Below are 18,453 nucleotides of genomic sequence, written 5' to 3'. Positions count from 1 at the left end.
GCCAGGCCGGAAGGCCGCCAGGCCGGAAGGCCGCCAGGCCGGAAGGCCGCCAGGCCGCAGGCCGCCAGGCCGCAGGCCGCCAGGCCGCAGGCCGCAGGCCGCCAGGCCGCCAGGCCGGAAGGCCGCAGGCCGCAGGCCGCCAGGCCGGAAGGCCGCAGGCCGCCAGGCCGCCAGGCCGGAAGGCCGCAGGCCGCCAGGCCGCAGGCGGGTCGCGGGGGCTGCGGAAGGCGCGGGCCGGGGGCGCAGGGCCGGGGCGGTTGTGGGGGTGTGGATCGCGCCGGTGGTTACCCTTCCGTAGGGGTGTCGCTGCGGTCGCGGTGGTGGCGGGCGGGGGTGGGGGGTCCGGCGTCGGCGGTGAACGGCATATGCCCGCTCACCTTGCCCTTCGGCGCGCGCCCGACGCGTCTGCCGCGCTCGGTCGCCGCGCGCCGCCCCGCCGGGTCAAACAGGCGTTCCCCGGCCGGCCGCCCCCGCGGCCGGAACTGTAGATTCCTACGATCTGTGATCCTGGCCGAACAGAACGTAGTCATCGCGGGTCCAGGGCCCTACGTTGAGGGCCGTGCGCCAACCACCCCCCGCTCAGCCGAACCGGCCCGCCGCCCCGAATCCGCCCAATCCGCCCTTCGACGCCACCGCCGCCCGCCGTCTGCGCGCCGCCCTGAACATGGGGCCCGAGCACGTCGCCTTCGGGCTGCGCGCCTCCTACGGACTGCCCTACGTCACCCCGGACCTCGTCATCGCCTGGGAGCACGAACTGACCACCCCCACCGGCCCCGAACTCACCGCGCTGGCCGGAGTTCTGTGGTGTTCGCCGGACGAACTCCTCGGCAGACCACGCACGTTGCGCGAGCACCGCATCGCCCGCGGACTCGCCCCGGAGGACGTCGCCCACCGCGTCGGCCTCGAACTCCTCGCCTATCTGCACATGGAGGAGCACGACTGCTGGCGCGGCAGCGACCGCCAGTCGGCCGCGCTCGCCGACCTGCTCGGTCTCTCGCTGCCGGACTTCATCTCGGTCATGGGACGCGACGAGAAACTCGCCCAGCTGCTGCGCAGCGCCGTGACCTCACGCTGGCAGGCGTACGTCCGCCCGGTGGGCAGGACGGTGCCCCTGGACCGGCGCCTGCTCGCGGACGCCCTGCAGGAACTGCACCAGGACTACCAGCGGCAGACGACCGCCGCCCCGAGCCGGGGCGGCGGCGACGCGGGCCGGGAGTTCCTGCGCCGGATCGTCGACCACTTCTGGGCGGCGATCCAGGACAACAGCGTCTGAGCCGGACCCGTTAGGGCCGTGACCGACCAGAACAGCCCAGAACCGTCCGGAGCGGTCTAGAAGACCGACTCCGCCTCGTCCATCCGGTCCTTCGGCACGGTCTTCAGCTCGGTGACCGCGTCCGCCAGCGGCACCATCACGATGTCGTTGCCGCGCAGCGCGGTCATCCGGCCGAACTCACCGCGGTGCGCGGCCTCGACGGCGTGCCAGCCGAAGCGGGTGGCGAGGACGCGGTCGTAGGCGGTCGGCACGCCGCCGCGCTGGACGTGGCCGAGGATGACCGGCTTGGCCTCCTTGCCGAGGCGGCGCTCCAACTCGTAGGCCAGGGCGGTGCCTATGCCCTGGAAGCGCTCGTGGCCGAACTTGTCGATCTCGCCCTTGCCGTAGTCCATGGTGCCCTCGGCGGGGTGTGCGCCCTCGGCCACGCAGATGACGGCGAACTTCTTGCCCCGCGAGAAGCGCTCCTCGACCATCTTGACCAGGTCGGCCGGGTCGAAGGCCCGCTCGGGCAGGCAGATGCCGTGCGCGCCGGCCGCCATGCCGGACTCGAGGGCGATCCATCCGGCGTGCCGGCCCATCACCTCGACGACCATCACGCGCTGGTGCGACTCGGCGGTCGTCTTCAGGCGGTCCATCGCCTCGGTCGCGACCCCGACGGCGGTGTCGAAGCCGAAGGTGCGGTCGGTGGAGGAGATGTCGTTGTCGATCGTCTTGGGGACGCCGACCACCGGCAGTCCCGCGTCCGACAGCATGCGCGCCGCCGTCAGGGTGCCTTCGCCGCCGATCGGGATCAGCGCGTCGATGCCGAACTCGCGGACGATGTCGGAGGCGTTCTCGCAGGCCTCGCGCAGGCGGTCCCGCTCCAGCCGCGAGGAGCCGAGGATGGTGCCGCCGCGGGCCAGGATGCCGCTGACCGCGTTGAGGTCGAGGCCGCGGTAGCGGCCGTCGAGCAGGCCCGCGTAGCCGTCCACGAAGCCGATGACCTCGTCGCCGTACGCCGTCACCGCTCGGTGCACGACCGACCGGATCACGGCGTTCAGGCCAGGGCAGTCGCCGCCTGCGGTGAGAACTCCGATGCGCATCGTGCTGTGTCTCCTGCTCGCTTCTGGTTGCCGATGAGCCGGATTGCTGGTTCCGGTGAGCCAGTTCGATTGTTCCATGCCGCACAAGGCCACAGTGCTTCTGTCCGGTCCCTCCCGGACGGGGGGCGTGTGGGCCATTGGTCCCGATCTTGCTGCGGAACGGTGCTTCGGCCAGGGGCGGAGGTACTGTCGAGAGGGCTGCGCTCACCCCGGTGGGCGATTTCCGCACCGCGTGCGCACCCCGCCTCCTGCCCGGACGACGCCGGGCCCCGAGACCCCGGGGCCCCCGAAACCCCCGAGAGACGAACGGAGAGCACGCGTGACGCGCAGCGTGTACGTGACCGGTATCGACCGCGGCGACGGCCGCCAGGTCGTGGAGCTGGGCGTGATGGAGCTCCTGACCCGGCAGGTCGACCGGGTCGGCGTGTTCCGGCCGCTCGTCCACCACAGCCCCGACCGCCTCTTCGAGCTGCTGCGTGCCCGGTACCGGCTGGTCCAGGACCCGGCCACCGTCTACGGCATGGACTACCAGGAGGCGTCCGCCCTGCAGGCCGAGCAGGGCACCGACGAGCTGGTGTCGACCCTGATCGACCGGTTCCACCGGGTCGCGCGCGACTACGACGTCGTCCTCGTCCTCGGCACCGACTTCGCCGACACCCAGCTGCCGGACGAACTGTCGCTGAACGCCCGCCTCGCCAACGAGTTCGGCGCGTCCGTGATCCCGGTGGTGGGCGGCCGCCGGCAGACCGCCGAGTCCGTGCGCGCCGAGACGCGCAACGCCTACCGGGCGTACCACGGGCTGGGCTGCGACGTCCTCGCCATGGTCGTCAACCGGGTCGACCGCCAGGACCGTGAGGTGATCGCCGAGCGGCTGGAGGCCCGGCTGCCCGTGCCCTGCTACGTCCTGCCCGACGAGCCGGCCCTCTCCGCGCCGACCGTCGCGCAGATCGCCCAGGCGCTGGACGCCAGGATCGTGCTGGGCGACGACTCCGGGCTCGCCCGGGACGCCCTCGACTTCGTCTTCGGCGGCGCGATGCTGCCGAAGTTCCTCGACGCCCTGACGCCCGGCTGCCTGGTCGTCACCCCCGGTGACCGCGCCGACCTGGTCGTCGGCTCGTTCGCCGCGCACAGCGCCGGCACCCCGCCGATCGCCGGTGTGCTGCTGACCCTGGGCGAGGCCCCCGGCGAGGACGTCCTCACCCTGGCCTCCCGGCTGGCCCCGGGCACCCCGGTGCTCTCGGTGCCCGGCATGAGCTTCCCGACCGCCGAGCAGCTCTTCGCTCTGGAGGGCAAGCTGAACGCGGCGACCCCGCGCAAGGCGGAGATGGCGCTCGGCGTCTTCGAGCGCTACGTCGACACCGCCGCCCTGCTCGGGCGGGTGTCCGCGCCCACCACCGACCGCGTGACGCCCATGATGTTCGAGCACAAGCTGCTGGAGCAGGCCCGCTCCGACCGGCGCCGCGTCGTGCTGCCCGAGGGGACCGAGGAGCGCGTCCTGCACGCCGCCGAGGTACTGCTGCGCCGCGGGGTGTGCGACCTCGTGCTGCTCGGCCCGGTCGAGCAGATCCGCAAGAAGGCCGCCGACATCGGCATCGACCTGGGCGAGGCGCAGCTGATCGACCCGGCCACCTCCGAGCTGCGGGACGCCTTCGCCGAGAAGTACGCGAAGCTGCGCGCCCACAAGGGCGTCACGGTGGAGCTGGCGTACGACGTCGTCTCGGACGCCAACTACTTCGGCACGCTGATGGTCGAGCAGGGGCTCGCCGACGGCATGGTGTCCGGTTCGGTGCACTCCACGGCCGCGACCATCCGGCCCGCGTTCGAGATCATCAAGACCAAGCCGGACACCAAGATCGTCAGCTCGGTCTTCTTCATGTGCCTCGCCGACAAGGTGCTGGTCTACGGCGACTGCGCGGTGAACCCCGACCCGGACGCGGCGCAGCTCGCCGACATCGCCGTCCAGTCGGCGGCCACCGCCGAGCAGTTCGGGGTGGAACCGCGGATCGCGATGCTGTCGTACTCCACCGGCAACTCCGGCTTCGGCGCCGACGTCGACAAGGTGCGCGAGGCGACGGAGCTGGTGCGTTCGCGGCGGCCGGACCTGAAGATCGAGGGGCCGATCCAGTACGACGCCGCCGTCGAGCCGACGGTCGCGGCGACGAAGCTGCCGGAGTCCGAGGTGGCCGGGCAGGCGAGCGTCCTGATCTTCCCCGACCTCAACACCGGGAACAACACCTACAAGGCCGTGCAGCGCTCGGCCGGGGCGATCGCGGTCGGACCGGTGCTCCAGGGGCTGCGCAAGCCCGTCAACGACCTGTCCCGGGGCGCCCTCGTCCAGGACATCGTGAACACGGTCGCCATCACGGCGATCCAGGCCCAGTCCCCGACCGAGAAGGTTTCCGCCCCGTGACCTCCCACCCGTCGCCCAGCGCCGCCCTGCCCGGCGATCCGCACCCGGCGCCCGCCGCCCGCGTCCTCGTCCTCAACTCCGGCTCCTCCTCGGTGAAGTACCAGCTCCTCGACATGCGGGAGAGCCGCCGGCTGGCGGTGGGGCTCGTCGAGCGGATCGGCGAGCAGACCTCGCGGCTGCGGCACACACCGTCGGCCACCGGCGTGACCCGGGAACACGACGGGCCCATCGCCGACCACGACGCCGCGCTGAAGGCCGTCTCCGACGAGCTGGCCAGGGACGGGCTCGGGCTCGACTCGCCCGAACTCGCCGCCATCGGGCACCGGGTGGTGCACGGCGGCATGCACTTCACCGAGCCGACCGTGATCGACGACACCGTGCTCGACGAGATCGAGCGGCTGATCCCGGTGGCCCCGCTGCACAACCCGGCCAACCTCACCGGCATCCGCACCGCGCGGGCGCTGCGCCCCGACCTGCCCCAGGTCGCCGTCTTCGACACCGCGTTCCACACCACCATGCCGGAGTCGGCCGCCCGGTACGCGATCGACGTGGCCACGGCCGACGCCCACCGCATCCGGCGCTACGGGTTCCACGGGACCTCGCACGCCTACGTGTCCCGGGCGACGGCGAAGCTGCTGGGCAGGGCGCCCGAGGACGTCAACCTGATCGTGCTGCACCTGGGCAACGGCGCGTCCGCGTCGGCCGTGCGGGCCGGGAAGTGCGTGGACACCTCCATGGGGCTGACGCCTTTGGAGGGGCTGGTGATGGGTACGCGGTCCGGGGACCTGGACCCGGCCGTCATCTTCCATTTGGCGCGCGTAGGGGGAATGTCCACCGACGAGATCGACACTCTTCTCAACAAGAGGAGCGGACTGATCGGGCTGTGCGGTGACAACGACATGCGGGAGATCCGACGGCGTATCGGTGAAGGTGACGAACGGGCGCAGCTCGCGTTCGACATCTATATTCACCGTTTGAAGAAGTACATAGGCGCCTATTACGCGGTGCTCGGACGGGTGGACGCGGTCGCCTTCACCGCCGGGGTGGGCGAGAACGCGGCATCGGTGCGGGAGGCCGCCGTGGCGGGCCTGGAGGAACTGGGCCTGGCGGTCGACGCCACGCTGAACGCGGCGCCGGGCGACGGGCCGCGGCTGATCTCGCCCGCGCACGCGCGCGTGGCCGTCGCCGTGGTGCCGACGGACGAGGAACTGGAGATCGCGACACAGACCTACGCGCTGGTCGGAAAGAACCGCTAGACAACAGAACCGCCGGACAACAGCCGAGGAATACACGTCGGTAACACGCCTGAGCGCGGCCCCGCCCATTTGTATCTTCCGCCAGACGGAATATTCCGCGGCGAAACAAACCGATAGGATCGCCCCATGCGCCGTTCGAAAATCGTCTGTACTCTCGGCCCCGCGGTCGACTCCCACGAGATGCTGGTCTCCATGATCGAGGCCGGCATGAACGTGGCCCGCTTCAACTTCAGCCACGGCACCCACGCCGAGCACCAGGCGCGGTACGACCGCGTCCGGGCCGCGGCCAAGGAGACCGGCCGGGCCATCGGCGTCCTCGCCGACCTGCAGGGTCCGAAGATCCGCCTGGAGACCTTCGCCGAGGGCCCGGTCGAACTCGAGCGGGGTGACGAGTTCGTCATCACGACCGAGGACGTCCCCGGCGACAAGAGCATCTGCGGCACGACCTACAAGGGCCTGCCCGGCGATGTCGCGCGCGGCGACCAGATCCTCATCAACGACGGCAACGTCGAGCTTAAGGTGCTGGACGTCGAGGGCCCGCGGGTGAAGACGGTCGTCGTCGAGGGCGGCGTCGTCTCCGACCACAAGGGCATCAACCTGCCCGGCGCGGCGGTGAACGTGCCGGCGCTGAGCGAGAAGGACGTCGAGGACCTCCGGTTCGCGCTGCGCATGGGCTGCGACATGGTCGCCCTGTCCTTCGTGCGGGACGCCAAGGACGTCGCCGACGTCCACAAGGTCATGGACGAGGAGGGCCGCCGCGTCCCCGTCATCGCCAAGGTGGAGAAACCGCAGGCGGTGGAGAACATGGAGGACGTCGTCGCGGCGTTCGACGCCGTGATGGTGGCCCGTGGCGACCTGGCCGTCGAGTACCCGCTCGAGAAGGTCCCCATGGTGCAGAAGCGCCTGATCGAGCTGTGCCGGCGCAACGCCAAGCCGGTGATCGTGGCGACCCAGATGATGGAGTCGATGATCACCAACTCCCGTCCGACCCGCGCCGAGGCGTCCGACGTGGCCAACGCGATCCTGGACGGGGCGGACGCGGTCATGCTGTCCGCCGAGTCGAGCGTGGGCGCGTATCCGGTCGAGACCGTCAAGACGATGTCGAAGATCGTCACGGCGGCCGAGCAGGAGCTGCTCAGCAAGGGCCTGCAGCCGCTGGTGCCGGGCAAGAAGCCCCGCACGCAGGGTGGTTCGGTGGCGCGTGCCGCGTGCGAGATCGCGGACTTCCTGGGCGGCAAGACCCTGATCGCCTTCACCAAGTCCGGTGACACCGCCCGCCGGCTGAGCCGCTACCGCGCCACCCAGCCGATCCTCGCCTTCACCACCGACGAGGGCACCCGCAACCAGCTCACGCTCAGCTGGGGCGTGGAATCGCACATCGTGCCGTTCGTCAACAGCACCGACGAGATGGTCGACCTGGTCGACCAGGAGGTCATGAAGCTGGGCCGGTACAACGACGGCGACATCATGATCATCACCGCCGGCTCGCCGCCCGGCGTCCCCGGCACCACCAACATGGTCCGCGTCCACCACCTCGGCGGCGGCGAGAACGACTGACGCCGGACGCGGACTGCCCGCACGGACCCGTACGACCACGACCCCGTACGACCACGGACCCGTACGACACCGAGGGCGTCCCCTGGGACCAGGGGACGCCCTCGGCTGTGCGGCTCCCGAACGGGTTCGTGGCGGCGGTCAGCCGGTGCCGTCGGTGGTGTACAGGTGCATCCCGGGCACGTGCAGGGTGCCGCCGAACTGGGCGGCCTGTACGACCTTGACGTTGGTGAAGTAGATCAGCGGGATGTTCAGCGGCGGCGGGTTGTCCGGGCTGAACGTGATCGGGATCAGGCCGAACAGGTTGCCGGAGATGCTTTCGGTGTACATCACCGTGTCGCCGTCGCGGATCGTGGACGTGGTGCCCTTGCCGGCCTGGACGTGGTAAGTCTTGCCGGACTGCTGGTCCTTGACCGTCTGGTGCAGGTCGCCGATGTCGGTGCCGCCGGAGATGACGTACTTCAGCGCCTTCTTCTTGGTGCCATTGGCCGTCTTCACCTCGACGATGCCCTGGTAGTCGGCGCCCTTCAGCAGCAGGGAGCTGGCGTTGAGGTACCAGGGGTCGTCCGCCACCGGCACCGCGTTGTCGACGCCGCTGACGTCGTCCGTGGCGGCCGGGCAGTCCGTGGCGGCCGGGCTCGCACTGGGCGAGGCACTGGCGGAGGGTGTGGCGGACGCGGTCGGGGCCGGGGTCTCGGTGGCCGTCGCGGTCGGGGTGGCGGTCACGTCCTTCACCGTGTCGCCGGCCGTGTCGGCCGTACCAGTCGCGCCAGCCGTGCCAGCCGTGCCACTGTCAGAGGACTTCGACGAGGACGACGAGGACGAGGAGCCCGCGGTCGCGCTCGGCGACGCGGACGCGGCCGGCGTCGGGTCGGCGGTGGCCGTGGAGTCGCCGCCGCCGGTGAAGATGTCGCCGATCGTGTCGCCGATGGTGTCGAGCAGGTTGCCGCTCTCGGACGCCGACGGGGTCGGCGTGGCGGTGGCGTCGCTGCCGGAGTCCGAACCCGAGGTGCCGGGGGACGGCGTGGGCGTGGCCTTGTCGCCGGAACCCGAATCCGGCGTAGAGCCCGTGCCGGAGTCCGTACCGGAGTCCGTACCGGTGCTGGTGTCCGAGGAGTTCTTCGACGTGCCGGCGGTGGACGACGGCGTGGGCGTCGCGGAGTCGGTGCTGCTCGCGGAGGCGGACGGCGACGGCGAGGCAGAGGCGTCGCCCGAGTCCGTCAGGGCGGTCACGCAGTCCTTGTACTCGTCGGCGGTCAGGCTCTTCGCCGTCGGCGACGGCGAGGAGCCGTTGCTGTCGGCGAGGGCGAGAGTCGACGTGAATCCCATCCCCATCAGCACCGCGGTCGGCATCGCCACCGTGGCTATCGCCTTGCCGGCCGGCATGTGGAACCTGGTGAACAGCGGCTTCTTGGGTGCCGCGTGACGCGGCCCGGTTCTCACACGGGACGCGTCCACGTCAGTCCCGTGGGCCACCTCGTCAGCCGGCACTGTGCCTCCCGTTCGCCCCGTTGGCCGGGCTCGTTCCTGACAGATCGTTCGGCTCGCTCGCCTCGGCAGGCGCCTCGGGCTGCGTCTCGCCCGGCGCCGCGGACTGCGTCTCGGCCGGCGCCTGGGCGGGCTCGGGCGCCGTGGTGTCCGGGCCGGCCGCCTCGGGGGCGGTGCCCGTGCCCGCCGCGTCCTTGCGGACCGGCTCTTCGGCGGACGGCACACCCGGCACCCACGACACGGCCATGGCCCCGCCGACCATCGCGAGCAGGAAGCCCATGAGGAAGCCGCCGAGGTTGGACACCGGGATGGACACCAGGGCCAGCAGGATCGCCGCGACGCCCGCGAAGGTGCGCACGTGCTTCTGGAACCAGAGGCTGACACCCAGGACGACGAGCAGCACGCCGATGATCAGGGAGCCGGCACCCCCGGTGGTGGCCATCGCCAACGTCAGGTGACCGACCTGGAGATGCGCGTACGGGAAGTACATGATCGGAAAGCCGGCGAGCAGGACGAACAACCCGGCCCAGAACGGCCGCGTGCCCCGCCAGGCGCGGAACTGCAGCCTCCGGCGGCTGAACTGGCCGGGTGCGGCAGGAGTCTCGGCGCTCATGGAAAACAGCTCCCTGGTGCGGCGTTGCTGTGGTGGTGGTGCGGTGTGGTGCGGTGATGTGGTGCGGTGTTGGTGCTTGGTGATGCGGTGGTGATCCGTGGGCAAGGCGTGAAGAAGGCGGGGGAGAGTGGACGGGCGGGGGCGCCATCGGCTCCCCCGCCCGTCATCGAGTGCTTAGTAGCACTCCTTGACACCCGTCGACACCGACATCTTCAGGCCGCTGAGCTTGAAGGTTCCGGCGGTGGTGGCCCACGCCGTCTGCTTCACGCCGGTCAGCTCGGCCTTCTCGGCCTGCTGCGCGAATCCGTACGGGTTCGCCTGCTCGCCGCCGCCCTTCATGCCCGGACCCTTGGAGGCGTCCTTGGCGGCCACACCGATGTCGATGTTCGTGAACGTCGCGTCGGCGCTCAGCTCGTCGAGGTCGATGTAGAGGTTGTCCGCCTCGACCGGCGTGGCGCCGCCGCCCGCCTTCAGGATCAGGCTGACGTTGCCCAGAATCGGGATGTCCGGGGTGACCACGGACTGGCACAGGCCCTTGATGGTCGCGGACTTGAACGCCGAGACCGCCACCGGGTGGACCGTCTTCTTGCCGTCGAGGGTGTACCCCGAGTCAAGCGCGCCGTACTGCGAGAAGCCGGTGCCCTGCAGGGAGTCTGCGGTCACCTTGAACTGCTGGCCGGACACGCTGAAGGACGCGGCAAGAGCGCCCTGCGCGAGGGCGACGCCTATCGCGGCCGTCGCGGCGACGCTGGGCACCATGACCACAGCGAACCGCTTCCATCTGGTCCCGCCACGCACCTGGGACTCCATATTTCCTCCTTCTCGGACGTACATCTCCTGACCCTGACTGCCTCCAGTCGGCGGCTCAGCCGGGCAGGGATGGGAGAAGTGCTACGTCCTCGGGAAGGAGAGCGCCCGCGCTCGGCGGCGCGAGAAACGCGCCCGAATCACCGGCGATCACCCCCGAGCGACAACCACTGGTCGCGCCTGACACGCATCACGCACAACCTTGCCGGACAGGCTTCGCCGGGTGGGCGAAGACCCCCCTGTCCGAGAACCGGCGTCCGTGACGCCGGTTCTGCTCGGTGGGGACCCTGGAACTCCCGCGACCCGACCGGCTGTCGGGGTACGGGAACGGACCGAGCGTGGCCGATCGTGGTGCATTCTCGCCGCCCGCACAAGGGGGTTCGTTACTGGCTAGTAACGGCCGGATAACCGAAGGACGGCCCGGAGGTCTCGGACGGCGACGCAGGGTGCCGTCGAGCCAGGGGGCAAAACTATTGATCGCCGGACAGAATCCGACAGACCGACGCCCATAACTTACTGGCAGTAACAGCGGCCGCGATTACCAAGATTTGGTAAAGCGCGGCCGCAGTGGAACCGCGTCGGCAGATCTTTCACCCGGGCATCACAGACCCGAGCGTTTAACGACTGGTCAGAACAGGACCGGCGCCCCGCTCAGAACCGGATGCGCAACCCCGCTCAGAACAGGGCGCGCGCCAGCGCCCGGCGCGCGGCGGCCACCCGTGGGTCCTCCGCCCCCACGACCTCGAACAGCTCCAGCAGCCGCAGGCGTACGGCGTCCCGGTCGTCGCCCGCCGTGCGCCGCACGGTGTCGATGAGCCGCCCGAAGGCGTCCTCGACGTGTCCGCCCACCAGGTCCAGGTCGGCGGCGGTGATCTGCGCCTGCACGTCGGCCGGCTTCTCGGCCGCCTCCCGGCGGGCCCGCTGCGGGTCCACGCCCTGCACCCGCTGCAGCAACTCCGCCTGCGCGAGGCCGAGTTTGGCCTCCGGGTTGGCCGGGTCGTCGCTGAGCACGTTGCGGTACGCCTGGATGGCGCCCGCCAGGTCGCCCGCGTCCAGCGCCCGCACGGCGGCGTCGAGCAGCGCGTCGTGGGGGCTTGCGGGCTTTTCGGGGGCCACCGCGCCGCCCGGCTCGGCATCCGGGTCGACGGTCAGGCCGGTCAGGCCGAAGCGCTGCTCGGCGACCTGCACCAGTTGGTCCAGGGTCTGCCGGATCTGCGCCTCGCCCGCGGCGCCCTGGAAGAGGGGCAGCGCCTGGCCCGCGACCACCGCGAACACCGCCGGGATCCCCTGGACCCCGAACTGCTGCATCAGCATCTGGTTCGCGTCGACGTCGATCTTGGCGAGCAGGAACCGGCCGTTGTACTCGACGGCGAGCCGTTCCAGGACCGGGCTCAGCTGCTTGCAGGGCTGACACCACTCGGCCCAGAAGTCGATGACGACGGGCACCTCGGCGGACCGCTGCAGGACGTCGCGTTCGAAGGACGCCTCGTCGACGTCGATCACGAGGTCGGCCGGGGAGACCGCGCCTCCCCCGCCCTGCCGTGCCGCTTCGGCGCGCGCCTGCTCCGCCTTCGCCTTGGCCTCCTGGGCCGCCTTCACCGCGGCGAGGTCGACGACTCCGCTCATGGACATGTTCCGTGGCTGCATGCGTCTATCCTCCCCCGTGAGTGCGCGTGTTGTGAAAAGCGGCGGCAAGCCGGTCCGCCGTGTGCTTCGGCGCCGGGTCCCCACCCGCGCCGGTGGTCGTCACTCGTCAGTGGTCGTCACTCGTCGAGCTTTCGCTACGACCCGTAGCGTAATAGCACCGGGCGCCCGCACGAAACCGGATTCCGGTGATCTCCCTCACGGCATCACGGGATCCGCCGGTTATGGTCGGGGGATGCAGAGCCGCACACCCGCCCCGCGCGCCGCAGGACGCCCGCGCAGCGCCGCCGCGGACGCGGCGATCCTGGCCGCCACGCGGCAGGCGCTGGTGGAACTCGGCTGGTCGAAACTCACCCTCCAGGACGTCGCGACGCGCGCCGGGGTGGCCAAGACGACCCTCTACCGCCGCTGGGCGGGCAAGAACGAGCTCGTGGTGGACGCGGTGGCGGAACTCTTCGACGAGCTCGAACTCCCCGACCGCGGCACCCTGGCCGCCGACATCGAGGGCGTGGTCCTGCAGTTCGCCGCCATCCTGGCCCGCCCGGAGGCCAGGAGCGGCCTGATGGCGGTGGTCGCCGAGTCGACGCGGGACGCGGCCCTGCGCGAGCGCATCCGCCAGTCCATCGTGGAACGGCAGAAGCGCCTGGTGGTGGAGGGCCGCGCCCGGGCGCAGGAGCGCGGCGAGCTTCCGGCGTCGGCGGATCCGGCGGAGGCCGCCCGCACCGCGGACCTGATCTTCGACGTGGTGGCGGGTGCGGTGGTCCACCGCACCCTGGTGAGCGCGGAACCGGCGGACGAGCAGTGGGCGCGCGGCCTCACGAAGGTGCTGCTGCTCGGTCTCGCCGGATCCGCGTGAGCGAAGGACGGTTCCCGCAGAGGGTGGTCCGGCCGCCCGGTCAGAAACCGGCGGGCTCGGTGTACACCCCCCACTCGTCGCGCAGCACCCCGCAGATCTCGCCGAGCGTCGCCTCCGCCCGTACGGCGTCCAGCATCGGCCCGATCATGTTGGCGCCCTCGCGCGCGGCGGTGAGCATAGCGTCCAGCGCGGAGCGCACGGCGGCGTCGTCCCGTGCGGCCTTGCGGTCGGCCAGCACCCGGACCTGCTCCCGCTCCACCTCGTGGCTGACCCGCAGGATCTCCAGGTCGCCGGTGACGGACCCGGTGTGGACGTTGACGCCCACGACCTTCTTCTCGCCCTTCTCCAGGGCCTGCTGGTAACGGAAGGCGGACTCGGCGATCTCGCCGGTGAACCAGCCGTCCTCGATGCCGCGCAGGATCCCGGAGGTGATGGGCCCGATCGGGTGTCGCCCGTCCGGGTGAGCGCGCAGACCCCGCTCCTTGATCTGCTCGAAGATCTTCTCGGCGTCCGACTCGATCCGGTCGGTGAGCTGCTCGACGTACCACGAACCGCCCAGCGGGTCGGCGACGTTGGCGACGCCGGTCTCCTCCATGAGCACCTGCTGGGTGCGCAGGGCGATCTCCGCCGCCTGCTCGCTCGGCAGCGCGAGGGTCTCGTCCAGGGCGTTGGTGTGCAGCGAGTTGGTCCCGCCGAGCACCGCCGCGAGCGCCTCGACGGCCGTGCGCACCACGTTGTTGTACGGCTGCTGCGCGGTCAGCGAGACGCCGGCGGTCTGCGTGTGGAAGCGCAGCCACTGGGCCTTCTCGGAGGTCGCGCCGTACACGTCCCGCATCCAGCGTGCCCAGATGCGCCGTGCCGCGCGGAACTTGGCGATCTCCTCGAAGAAGTCGACGTGCGCGTCGAAGAAGAAGGACAGGCCGGGGGCGAAGACGTCGACGTCCAGGCCGCGGGACAGGCCCAGCTCCACGTACCCGAAGCCGTCCGCGAGGGTGTACGCCAGCTCCTGCGCCGCCGTGGCCCCGGCCTCGCGGATGTGGTACCCGGAGACGGACAGCGGCTTGTAGGCGGGGATGCCGGCCGCGCAGTACTCCATGAGGTCGCCGATCAGGCGCAGGTGCGGCTCGGGCTGGAAGAGCCACTCCTTCTGCGCGATGTACTCCTTGAAGATGTCGGTCTGCAGCGTGCCGTTGAGGACGGCCGGGTCGACGCCCTGGCGCTCGGCGGCGACGAGGTACATGCAGAAGACCGGGACGGCCGGTCCGCTGATGGTCATGGAGGTGGTGACATCACCGAGCGGGATGTCCTTGAACAGCACCTCCATGTCGGCCGCCGAGTCGATGGCCACACCGCAGTGGCCGACCTCGCCCAGCGAGCGCGGGTCGTCGGAGTCACGGCCCATCAGCGTCGGCATGTCGAAGGCGACGGACAGCCCGCCGCCGCCGTTGCCGAGGATCATCTTGTAGCGCTCGTTGGTCTGCTCGGCGTTGCCGAACCCGGCGAACTGGCGGATGGTCCAGGTACGGCCCCGGTAGCCGGTCGGGTACAGCCCGCGCGTGAAGGGGTACTCCCCCGGCCAGCCGATGCGCTCGAATCCGTCGTAGGCGTCCCCCGGCCGTGGCCCGTACACCGGCTCCACGGGGTCCCCGGAGAGCGTGGTGAAGTCTGCGTCGCGCTTGCGTGCGGCGTCGTACCGGGCCTGCCAGCGTCGGCGGCCCTCCTCGATGGCGTCAGCGTCCATACCCTCGAATTTACTAGGACGTCCAAGTAAATGTCGATGGGGGACCGCCGTACGCACTCGTACGGCGGTACGTCGAGGCGCGCGTACGGCGGTACGGTCGAGGCGCGCGTACGGCGGTGAGGTCCGGGTCAGGCCTTGGCGACGGCCGGGGCCTCCCCGGCGGTCCGGGCCTCCAGCTCGTGGCTGATCCTGCGCTCCACGAAGAAGGCCGCCGTCGGGATCGTCCCCGCCAGCAGCACCCACAGCTGCTTGCCGACCGGCCACTTCGCCTTGGAGCCCAGGTCGAAGGCGAAGACCAGGTAGACGACGTAGAGCCAGCCGTGCGCGATGGCGACGACGCGGGTGAAGTCCGCGGCGCCGTCCATGTCCAGGCCGTACTTGGCGATCATGCTCAGGCACAGCAGGACCAGCAGCACACCGGTGACGTAGGCCATGACGCGGTAGCGGGTCAGCACGCTCTTCTTCATGGCATCGAGCGTAACCGCCCGTTCCGGTGGATCCCGCGCCGGGCCCGGGGCGGGCCCGGCGCGGTGTCACTCGTCGTCGAAGTCGTGCGCCGCGACTCGCAGCGGGCGCAGCATCGCGAAGATCTCCTGGCACTCGTCCGCGTCGTACACGCCCAGGCCGAAGTCCATCGCCATCAGGTCACGGGTGGCGGCGTCGACCACCTCGCGGCCCTTGTCCGTGATGACGGCGAGGGTGCCGCGGCCGTCGTTGGGGTTGGGCCTGCGGTCCACCAGGCCGGACTTCACCAGCCGGTCCACGGTGTTCGTGACGGACGTGGGGTGCACCATCAGACGCTCGCCGATCTTGGACATCGGCAGCTCGCCGGCCTTGGAGAAGGTCAGCAGCACCAGGGCCTCGTACCGTGCGAAGGTCAGTCCGTAGGGCTTGACCACCGCGTCGACCTCGGCGAGCAGGATCTGGTGCGCGCGCATGATCGAGGTGATGGCCGCCATGGACGGCACGTTTCCCCAGCGCTGCTTCCAGAGTTCGTCGGCGCGGGCGATGGGATCGAACGGGAGACTGAGCGGCTTCGGCACGGCATCAGACCTTACCGGCCGGTCATATGCTGGTCAGCCCCGTCTCGTCTTTCGGTCGGGTGCGGACCGCTTCGCGGGCGAGCAGGGTGCAGCAGGCCGTGCCCAGCACTCCGGCGCCCACGACCGTCGCCGTCACCCCGGCGAACTGGGCGGCCACGCCGGCCAGCGCCATGCCCGCCCCCTGGATCGTCATCAGCCCGGCGGTGAGCAGGGTCATCGCCCGGCCCCGCGACTCCTCCGGCACGGCCCGCACGAACCACTGGTCCAGCCCCAGCGTGTACGCCGAGCCCGTGCCCGAGACCGCGAGCAGCAGGAGGGACACGGCGAGGCCGGGACGGAAGGCGTACCCGGCGTACGGCAGCAGGGTCAGGCAGACCAGGGGCAGGGCGATCCGTTCCCGGGTGGCGGGGCGCAGGCGGGCGCCCGCGTACAGCTCGCCGGCGATCGTGCCGACCGGCAGCGCGCACATCAGCAGGCCGAGCCCTACGGAGCCGGCGGCCAGCTGGTCGGCGTAGGGCGCCGCCAGCGCCTCCGGCACCACCGCGAACATGGGCGGCACCCAGAACAGCAGGAGCAGCACGCGCACGCGGCGGTCGGCGAGCAGCTGCCGGGCGCCGCCCTTGGGAGAGTCCTGCGCCAGGGCGCTTCCGGCGCCGGCGCGGGCGGGCCTGCGCCGGGTGCCGAAGCGCAGCAGGGCTGCCGAGGCGCAGAAGGTGCCCACGGTGATCAGCAGCGCGTGGCGCGGTGACACGGCGACGAGCAGCAGGCCGCCGAGGCCGTAGCCGACGAGCAGCGCGCTCTGCGAGACGATGCGCAGCAGGGAGCGTCCGAGCACGAACAGGTCGCCGTCGCCGAGGATGTCCGCCAGCGTGGCCATCCGGGTCCCCTGGAACACCGGCGAGACGACGGCCACGCAGCAGCGCAGGGCGAGCAGGACGGCTGTGTGGGTGCCGGGGGCGACCATCAGGGCGGTGCACGCGGCCTGTGCCAGGTCGCACACCACCAGGACCCGCCGGGCCGGGAAGCGGTCGGCGATCCCCGCCAGCAGCGTTCCGCCCACCGCGTACGGGAGGAAGCCGAGCGCGAAGGTGAGGGCGCTCATCAGGGGTGAGCCGGTGAGGTCGTAGATCAGGACGGACAGGGCGATCTCGCTGACGATCACGCCCAGGAGGGACAGGGCGTGGGCGGCGAAGACGGCGCGGAACTCGCGGACCGCGAAGACTTGGGTGTAGCCGGGTGGGGGTGCGGGTTCGGGGGCGGGTGCGGGTTCGGGGACGGGTGCGGGGGCGGGTGCGGGTTCGGGGATCGGTGGGGGTGGTGCGTGGTCTGGCATGGGCAGCAGCTTGGGTGAGGGGGGTGGGGCATTCTAGAGATTCGGGGGTGTCCGAATCTTGGGAGTGTCGTGCCCTCATATCTGCACTTCGGGGAGGACGACTTCCTCCGGTGCCGCTTCGCCGTGTCCCCGTTGTGGGAGACGCAGCAGGCCGTGCGCATGCTGAAGTATCCCGAGCGGCACGGCTACCACGCGCACTGGCTGCGCCGCACGGGCCGCGCGGCCGCCGCGCTCGATCTGACCGACCTGTGGCTGCTGATGCCGCGGTACGGGCACTGCCCCGACTGGCTCTGCCCGCCGCCGATCGGGCCCGCGGCCGGTTTCGAGGAGGAGATCGCGGCCGTGCGGGCGAGCGACCCGGAGGAGGCCCGCGCGGACACCGCGAAGTCGCTCGCGGACACCCCGGGCGCGCTGGACTCGGCACAGGCCAGGAGGTGGCTGCGGGATCCGGCCCGCATGGTCCGGGAACTGTCCGACACGATGGAGGAGGTCTGGCGCACTCTGCTCGCACCGGACTGGACCCGGCTGCGCGCCCTGCTGGAGGCCGACGTGGCCTTTCACTCGCGGCGGCTGGCCGAGGTGGGGCTGGGCAGGCTGCTGCCGGAGATCAACCGGCGGTTCGGGTGGCGCGCCGGGACGCTGACCGTCGAGTTCCGGGGGCGGCACGAGCGGCATCTCGGCGGGCAGGGGCTGGTGCTCATGCCGAGCGTGTTCCTCTGGCCGGACGTCGTCAGCACCTTCGACCCGCCGTGGCAGCCGACGCTCGCCTATCCGGCCCGCGGGATCGGGGGGCTGTGGGCCGCGCCGGACGACCGCGCTCCCGAGGCGCTCGTACGGCTGCTCGGGCGGGGGCGCGCCGCCGTGCTCGCCGCACTGGACGAACCCGCCGCCACCACCGCGCTCGCCCTTCGGCTGGGGCTCGCGCCGTCGTCCGTGTCGGCCCACCTGACCGTGTTGCGCGAGGCCGGGCTGCTGACCTCGCGCCGGTACGGGCATCAGGTGCTGTACGAGCGGACGCCGCTGGGGATCGCGCTGGTCTCGGGGGACGGGTGAACGGCTCTGGGTGCGTGGGGGGTCGGGGTCGTGGCGGTGCGGTGAGCCCGCCGCGGGTTGCGCCCCTCCGCCCGCCGCCACGGCCCAGGGCGTGGGGACCAGGTAAGCGGCGGGCTCCACCGCACCGCCACGACCCGCTCCCGTGCGTACTCGGCCGCGGGTGCGTCCCCATGGCGCGGAGCTTCAGGCGGGCCTCACCGCACCGACACGGCCCGCGCGTACTCGGCCACGGGTCCGTCCCCATGCCGCGGAGCTTCAGGCCGGCCTCACCGCACCGACACGGCCCGCACGTACTCGGCC

At 71.4% G+C, this 18,453-nt stretch carries 15 protein-coding genes; 6 read left to right on the top strand and 9 right to left on the bottom strand.

Annotated features, from left to right (window positions below):
* The first annotated feature begins 559 nt into the window (after positions 1–559).
* Positions 560–1,273 carry an XRE family transcriptional regulator gene (locus AB0G63_RS23820; protein ID WP_360753615.1) on the top strand — a complete coding sequence of 238 codons (714 nt, stop codon included), beginning with the start codon at positions 560–562 and terminating at the stop codon, positions 1,271–1,273.
* Positions 1,274–1,329: 56 nt separating this feature from the next.
* Here AB0G63_RS23820 and AB0G63_RS23815 read toward each other — a convergent pair whose 3' ends face one another.
* Entirely contained in the window at positions 1,330–2,355 is a 1,026-nt protein-coding gene (locus AB0G63_RS23815) for an ATP-dependent 6-phosphofructokinase (RefSeq protein WP_360753612.1), read from the bottom strand.
* A 319-nt stretch (positions 2,356–2,674) separates the two neighbouring features.
* Here AB0G63_RS23815 and pta point away from each other — a divergent pair, with 319 nt between their 5' ends.
* The 3 genes from pta (at position 2,675) to pyk (ending at position 7,578) form a co-directional block, all read left to right on the top strand.
* On the top strand, positions 2,675–4,765 hold the full coding sequence (pta, locus tag AB0G63_RS23810) for a phosphate acetyltransferase (protein WP_360753609.1): 2,091 nt from the start codon (positions 2,675–2,677) through the stop codon (positions 4,763–4,765).
* Positions 4,766–4,791: 26 nt separating this feature from the next.
* Positions 4,792–6,021, top strand: coding sequence for an acetate kinase (locus tag AB0G63_RS23805; RefSeq protein ID WP_360753630.1), 1,230 nt, complete (start codon positions 4,792–4,794; stop codon positions 6,019–6,021).
* Between the two features lie 126 nt (positions 6,022–6,147).
* Positions 6,148–7,578, top strand: a complete 1,431-nt coding sequence (pyk, locus tag AB0G63_RS23800) for a pyruvate kinase (RefSeq protein WP_360753607.1) — start codon at positions 6,148–6,150, stop codon at positions 7,576–7,578.
* Between the two features lie 138 nt (positions 7,579–7,716).
* Here the strand turns inward: pyk and AB0G63_RS23795 are convergent, their stop codons facing one another.
* The 4 genes from AB0G63_RS23795 to AB0G63_RS23780 form a co-directional block, all read right to left on the bottom strand.
* Positions 7,717–9,066 carry a hypothetical protein gene (locus tag AB0G63_RS23795; RefSeq protein ID WP_360753604.1) on the bottom strand — a complete coding sequence of 450 codons (1,350 nt, stop codon included), beginning with the start codon at positions 9,064–9,066 and terminating at the stop codon, positions 7,717–7,719.
* On the bottom strand, positions 9,056–9,676 hold the full coding sequence (locus tag AB0G63_RS23790; protein WP_360753602.1) for a DUF6114 domain-containing protein: 621 nt from the start codon (positions 9,674–9,676) through the stop codon (positions 9,056–9,058). The genes AB0G63_RS23795 and AB0G63_RS23790 overlap by 11 nt, the downstream gene beginning before the upstream one ends.
* A 174-nt stretch (positions 9,677–9,850) precedes the next feature.
* A complete protein-coding gene (locus tag AB0G63_RS23785; RefSeq protein ID WP_360753599.1) occupies positions 9,851–10,486 on the bottom strand; it encodes a DUF6230 family protein in 636 nt (211 codons plus the stop codon).
* 672 nt (positions 10,487–11,158) lie between these two features.
* Positions 11,159–12,130: a tetratricopeptide repeat protein gene (locus AB0G63_RS23780; RefSeq protein WP_360753597.1), complete on the bottom strand. Its 972-nt coding sequence runs from the start codon at positions 12,128–12,130 to the stop codon at positions 11,159–11,161.
* 232 nt (positions 12,131–12,362) lie between these two features.
* On the opposite strand from AB0G63_RS23780, the gene AB0G63_RS23775 reads away from it, so the two are divergent.
* A complete protein-coding gene (locus tag AB0G63_RS23775) occupies positions 12,363–12,983 on the top strand; it encodes a TetR/AcrR family transcriptional regulator (RefSeq protein WP_360753594.1) in 621 nt (206 codons plus the stop codon).
* 40 nt (positions 12,984–13,023) lie between these two features.
* On the opposite strand, the gene AB0G63_RS23770 is transcribed toward AB0G63_RS23775, so the two are convergent.
* The 4 genes from AB0G63_RS23770 to AB0G63_RS23755 all read right to left on the bottom strand — a co-directional run bounded on the left by AB0G63_RS23770 (position 13,024) and on the right by AB0G63_RS23755 (position 17,100).
* On the bottom strand, positions 13,024–14,724 hold the full coding sequence (locus AB0G63_RS23770; RefSeq protein ID WP_360753591.1) for a methylmalonyl-CoA mutase family protein: 1,701 nt from the start codon (positions 14,722–14,724) through the stop codon (positions 13,024–13,026).
* A 128-nt stretch (positions 14,725–14,852) separates the two neighbouring features.
* A complete protein-coding gene (locus tag AB0G63_RS23765) occupies positions 14,853–15,191 on the bottom strand; it encodes a DUF3817 domain-containing protein (RefSeq protein ID WP_360753588.1) in 339 nt (112 codons plus the stop codon).
* A 66-nt stretch (positions 15,192–15,257) separates the two neighbouring features.
* A complete protein-coding gene (locus tag AB0G63_RS23760) occupies positions 15,258–15,767 on the bottom strand; it encodes a MarR family transcriptional regulator (RefSeq protein WP_360753586.1) in 510 nt (169 codons plus the stop codon).
* Between the two features lie 22 nt (positions 15,768–15,789).
* Complete coding sequence (locus AB0G63_RS23755; RefSeq protein ID WP_360753583.1) at positions 15,790–17,100, bottom strand: MFS transporter; 1,311 nt, start codon at positions 17,098–17,100, stop codon at positions 15,790–15,792.
* A gap of 69 nt (positions 17,101–17,169) precedes the next feature.
* Here AB0G63_RS23755 and AB0G63_RS23750 point away from each other — a divergent pair, with 69 nt between their 5' ends.
* Positions 17,170–18,153 carry a DUF5937 family protein gene (locus tag AB0G63_RS23750; protein WP_360753580.1) on the top strand — a complete coding sequence of 328 codons (984 nt, stop codon included), beginning with the start codon at positions 17,170–17,172 and terminating at the stop codon, positions 18,151–18,153.
* Positions 18,154–18,453 lie beyond the last annotated feature (300 nt).

Origin of the sequence: Streptomyces sp. NPDC020996 (assembly GCF_040641355.1) — a bacterium.
In the GTDB taxonomy this organism is placed as follows: Bacteria; Actinomycetota; Actinomycetes; order Streptomycetales; family Streptomycetaceae; genus Streptomyces.
Note: the sequence above shows the minus strand (reverse complement) of the source record. Positions and strands in the feature narration are given on the sequence as shown.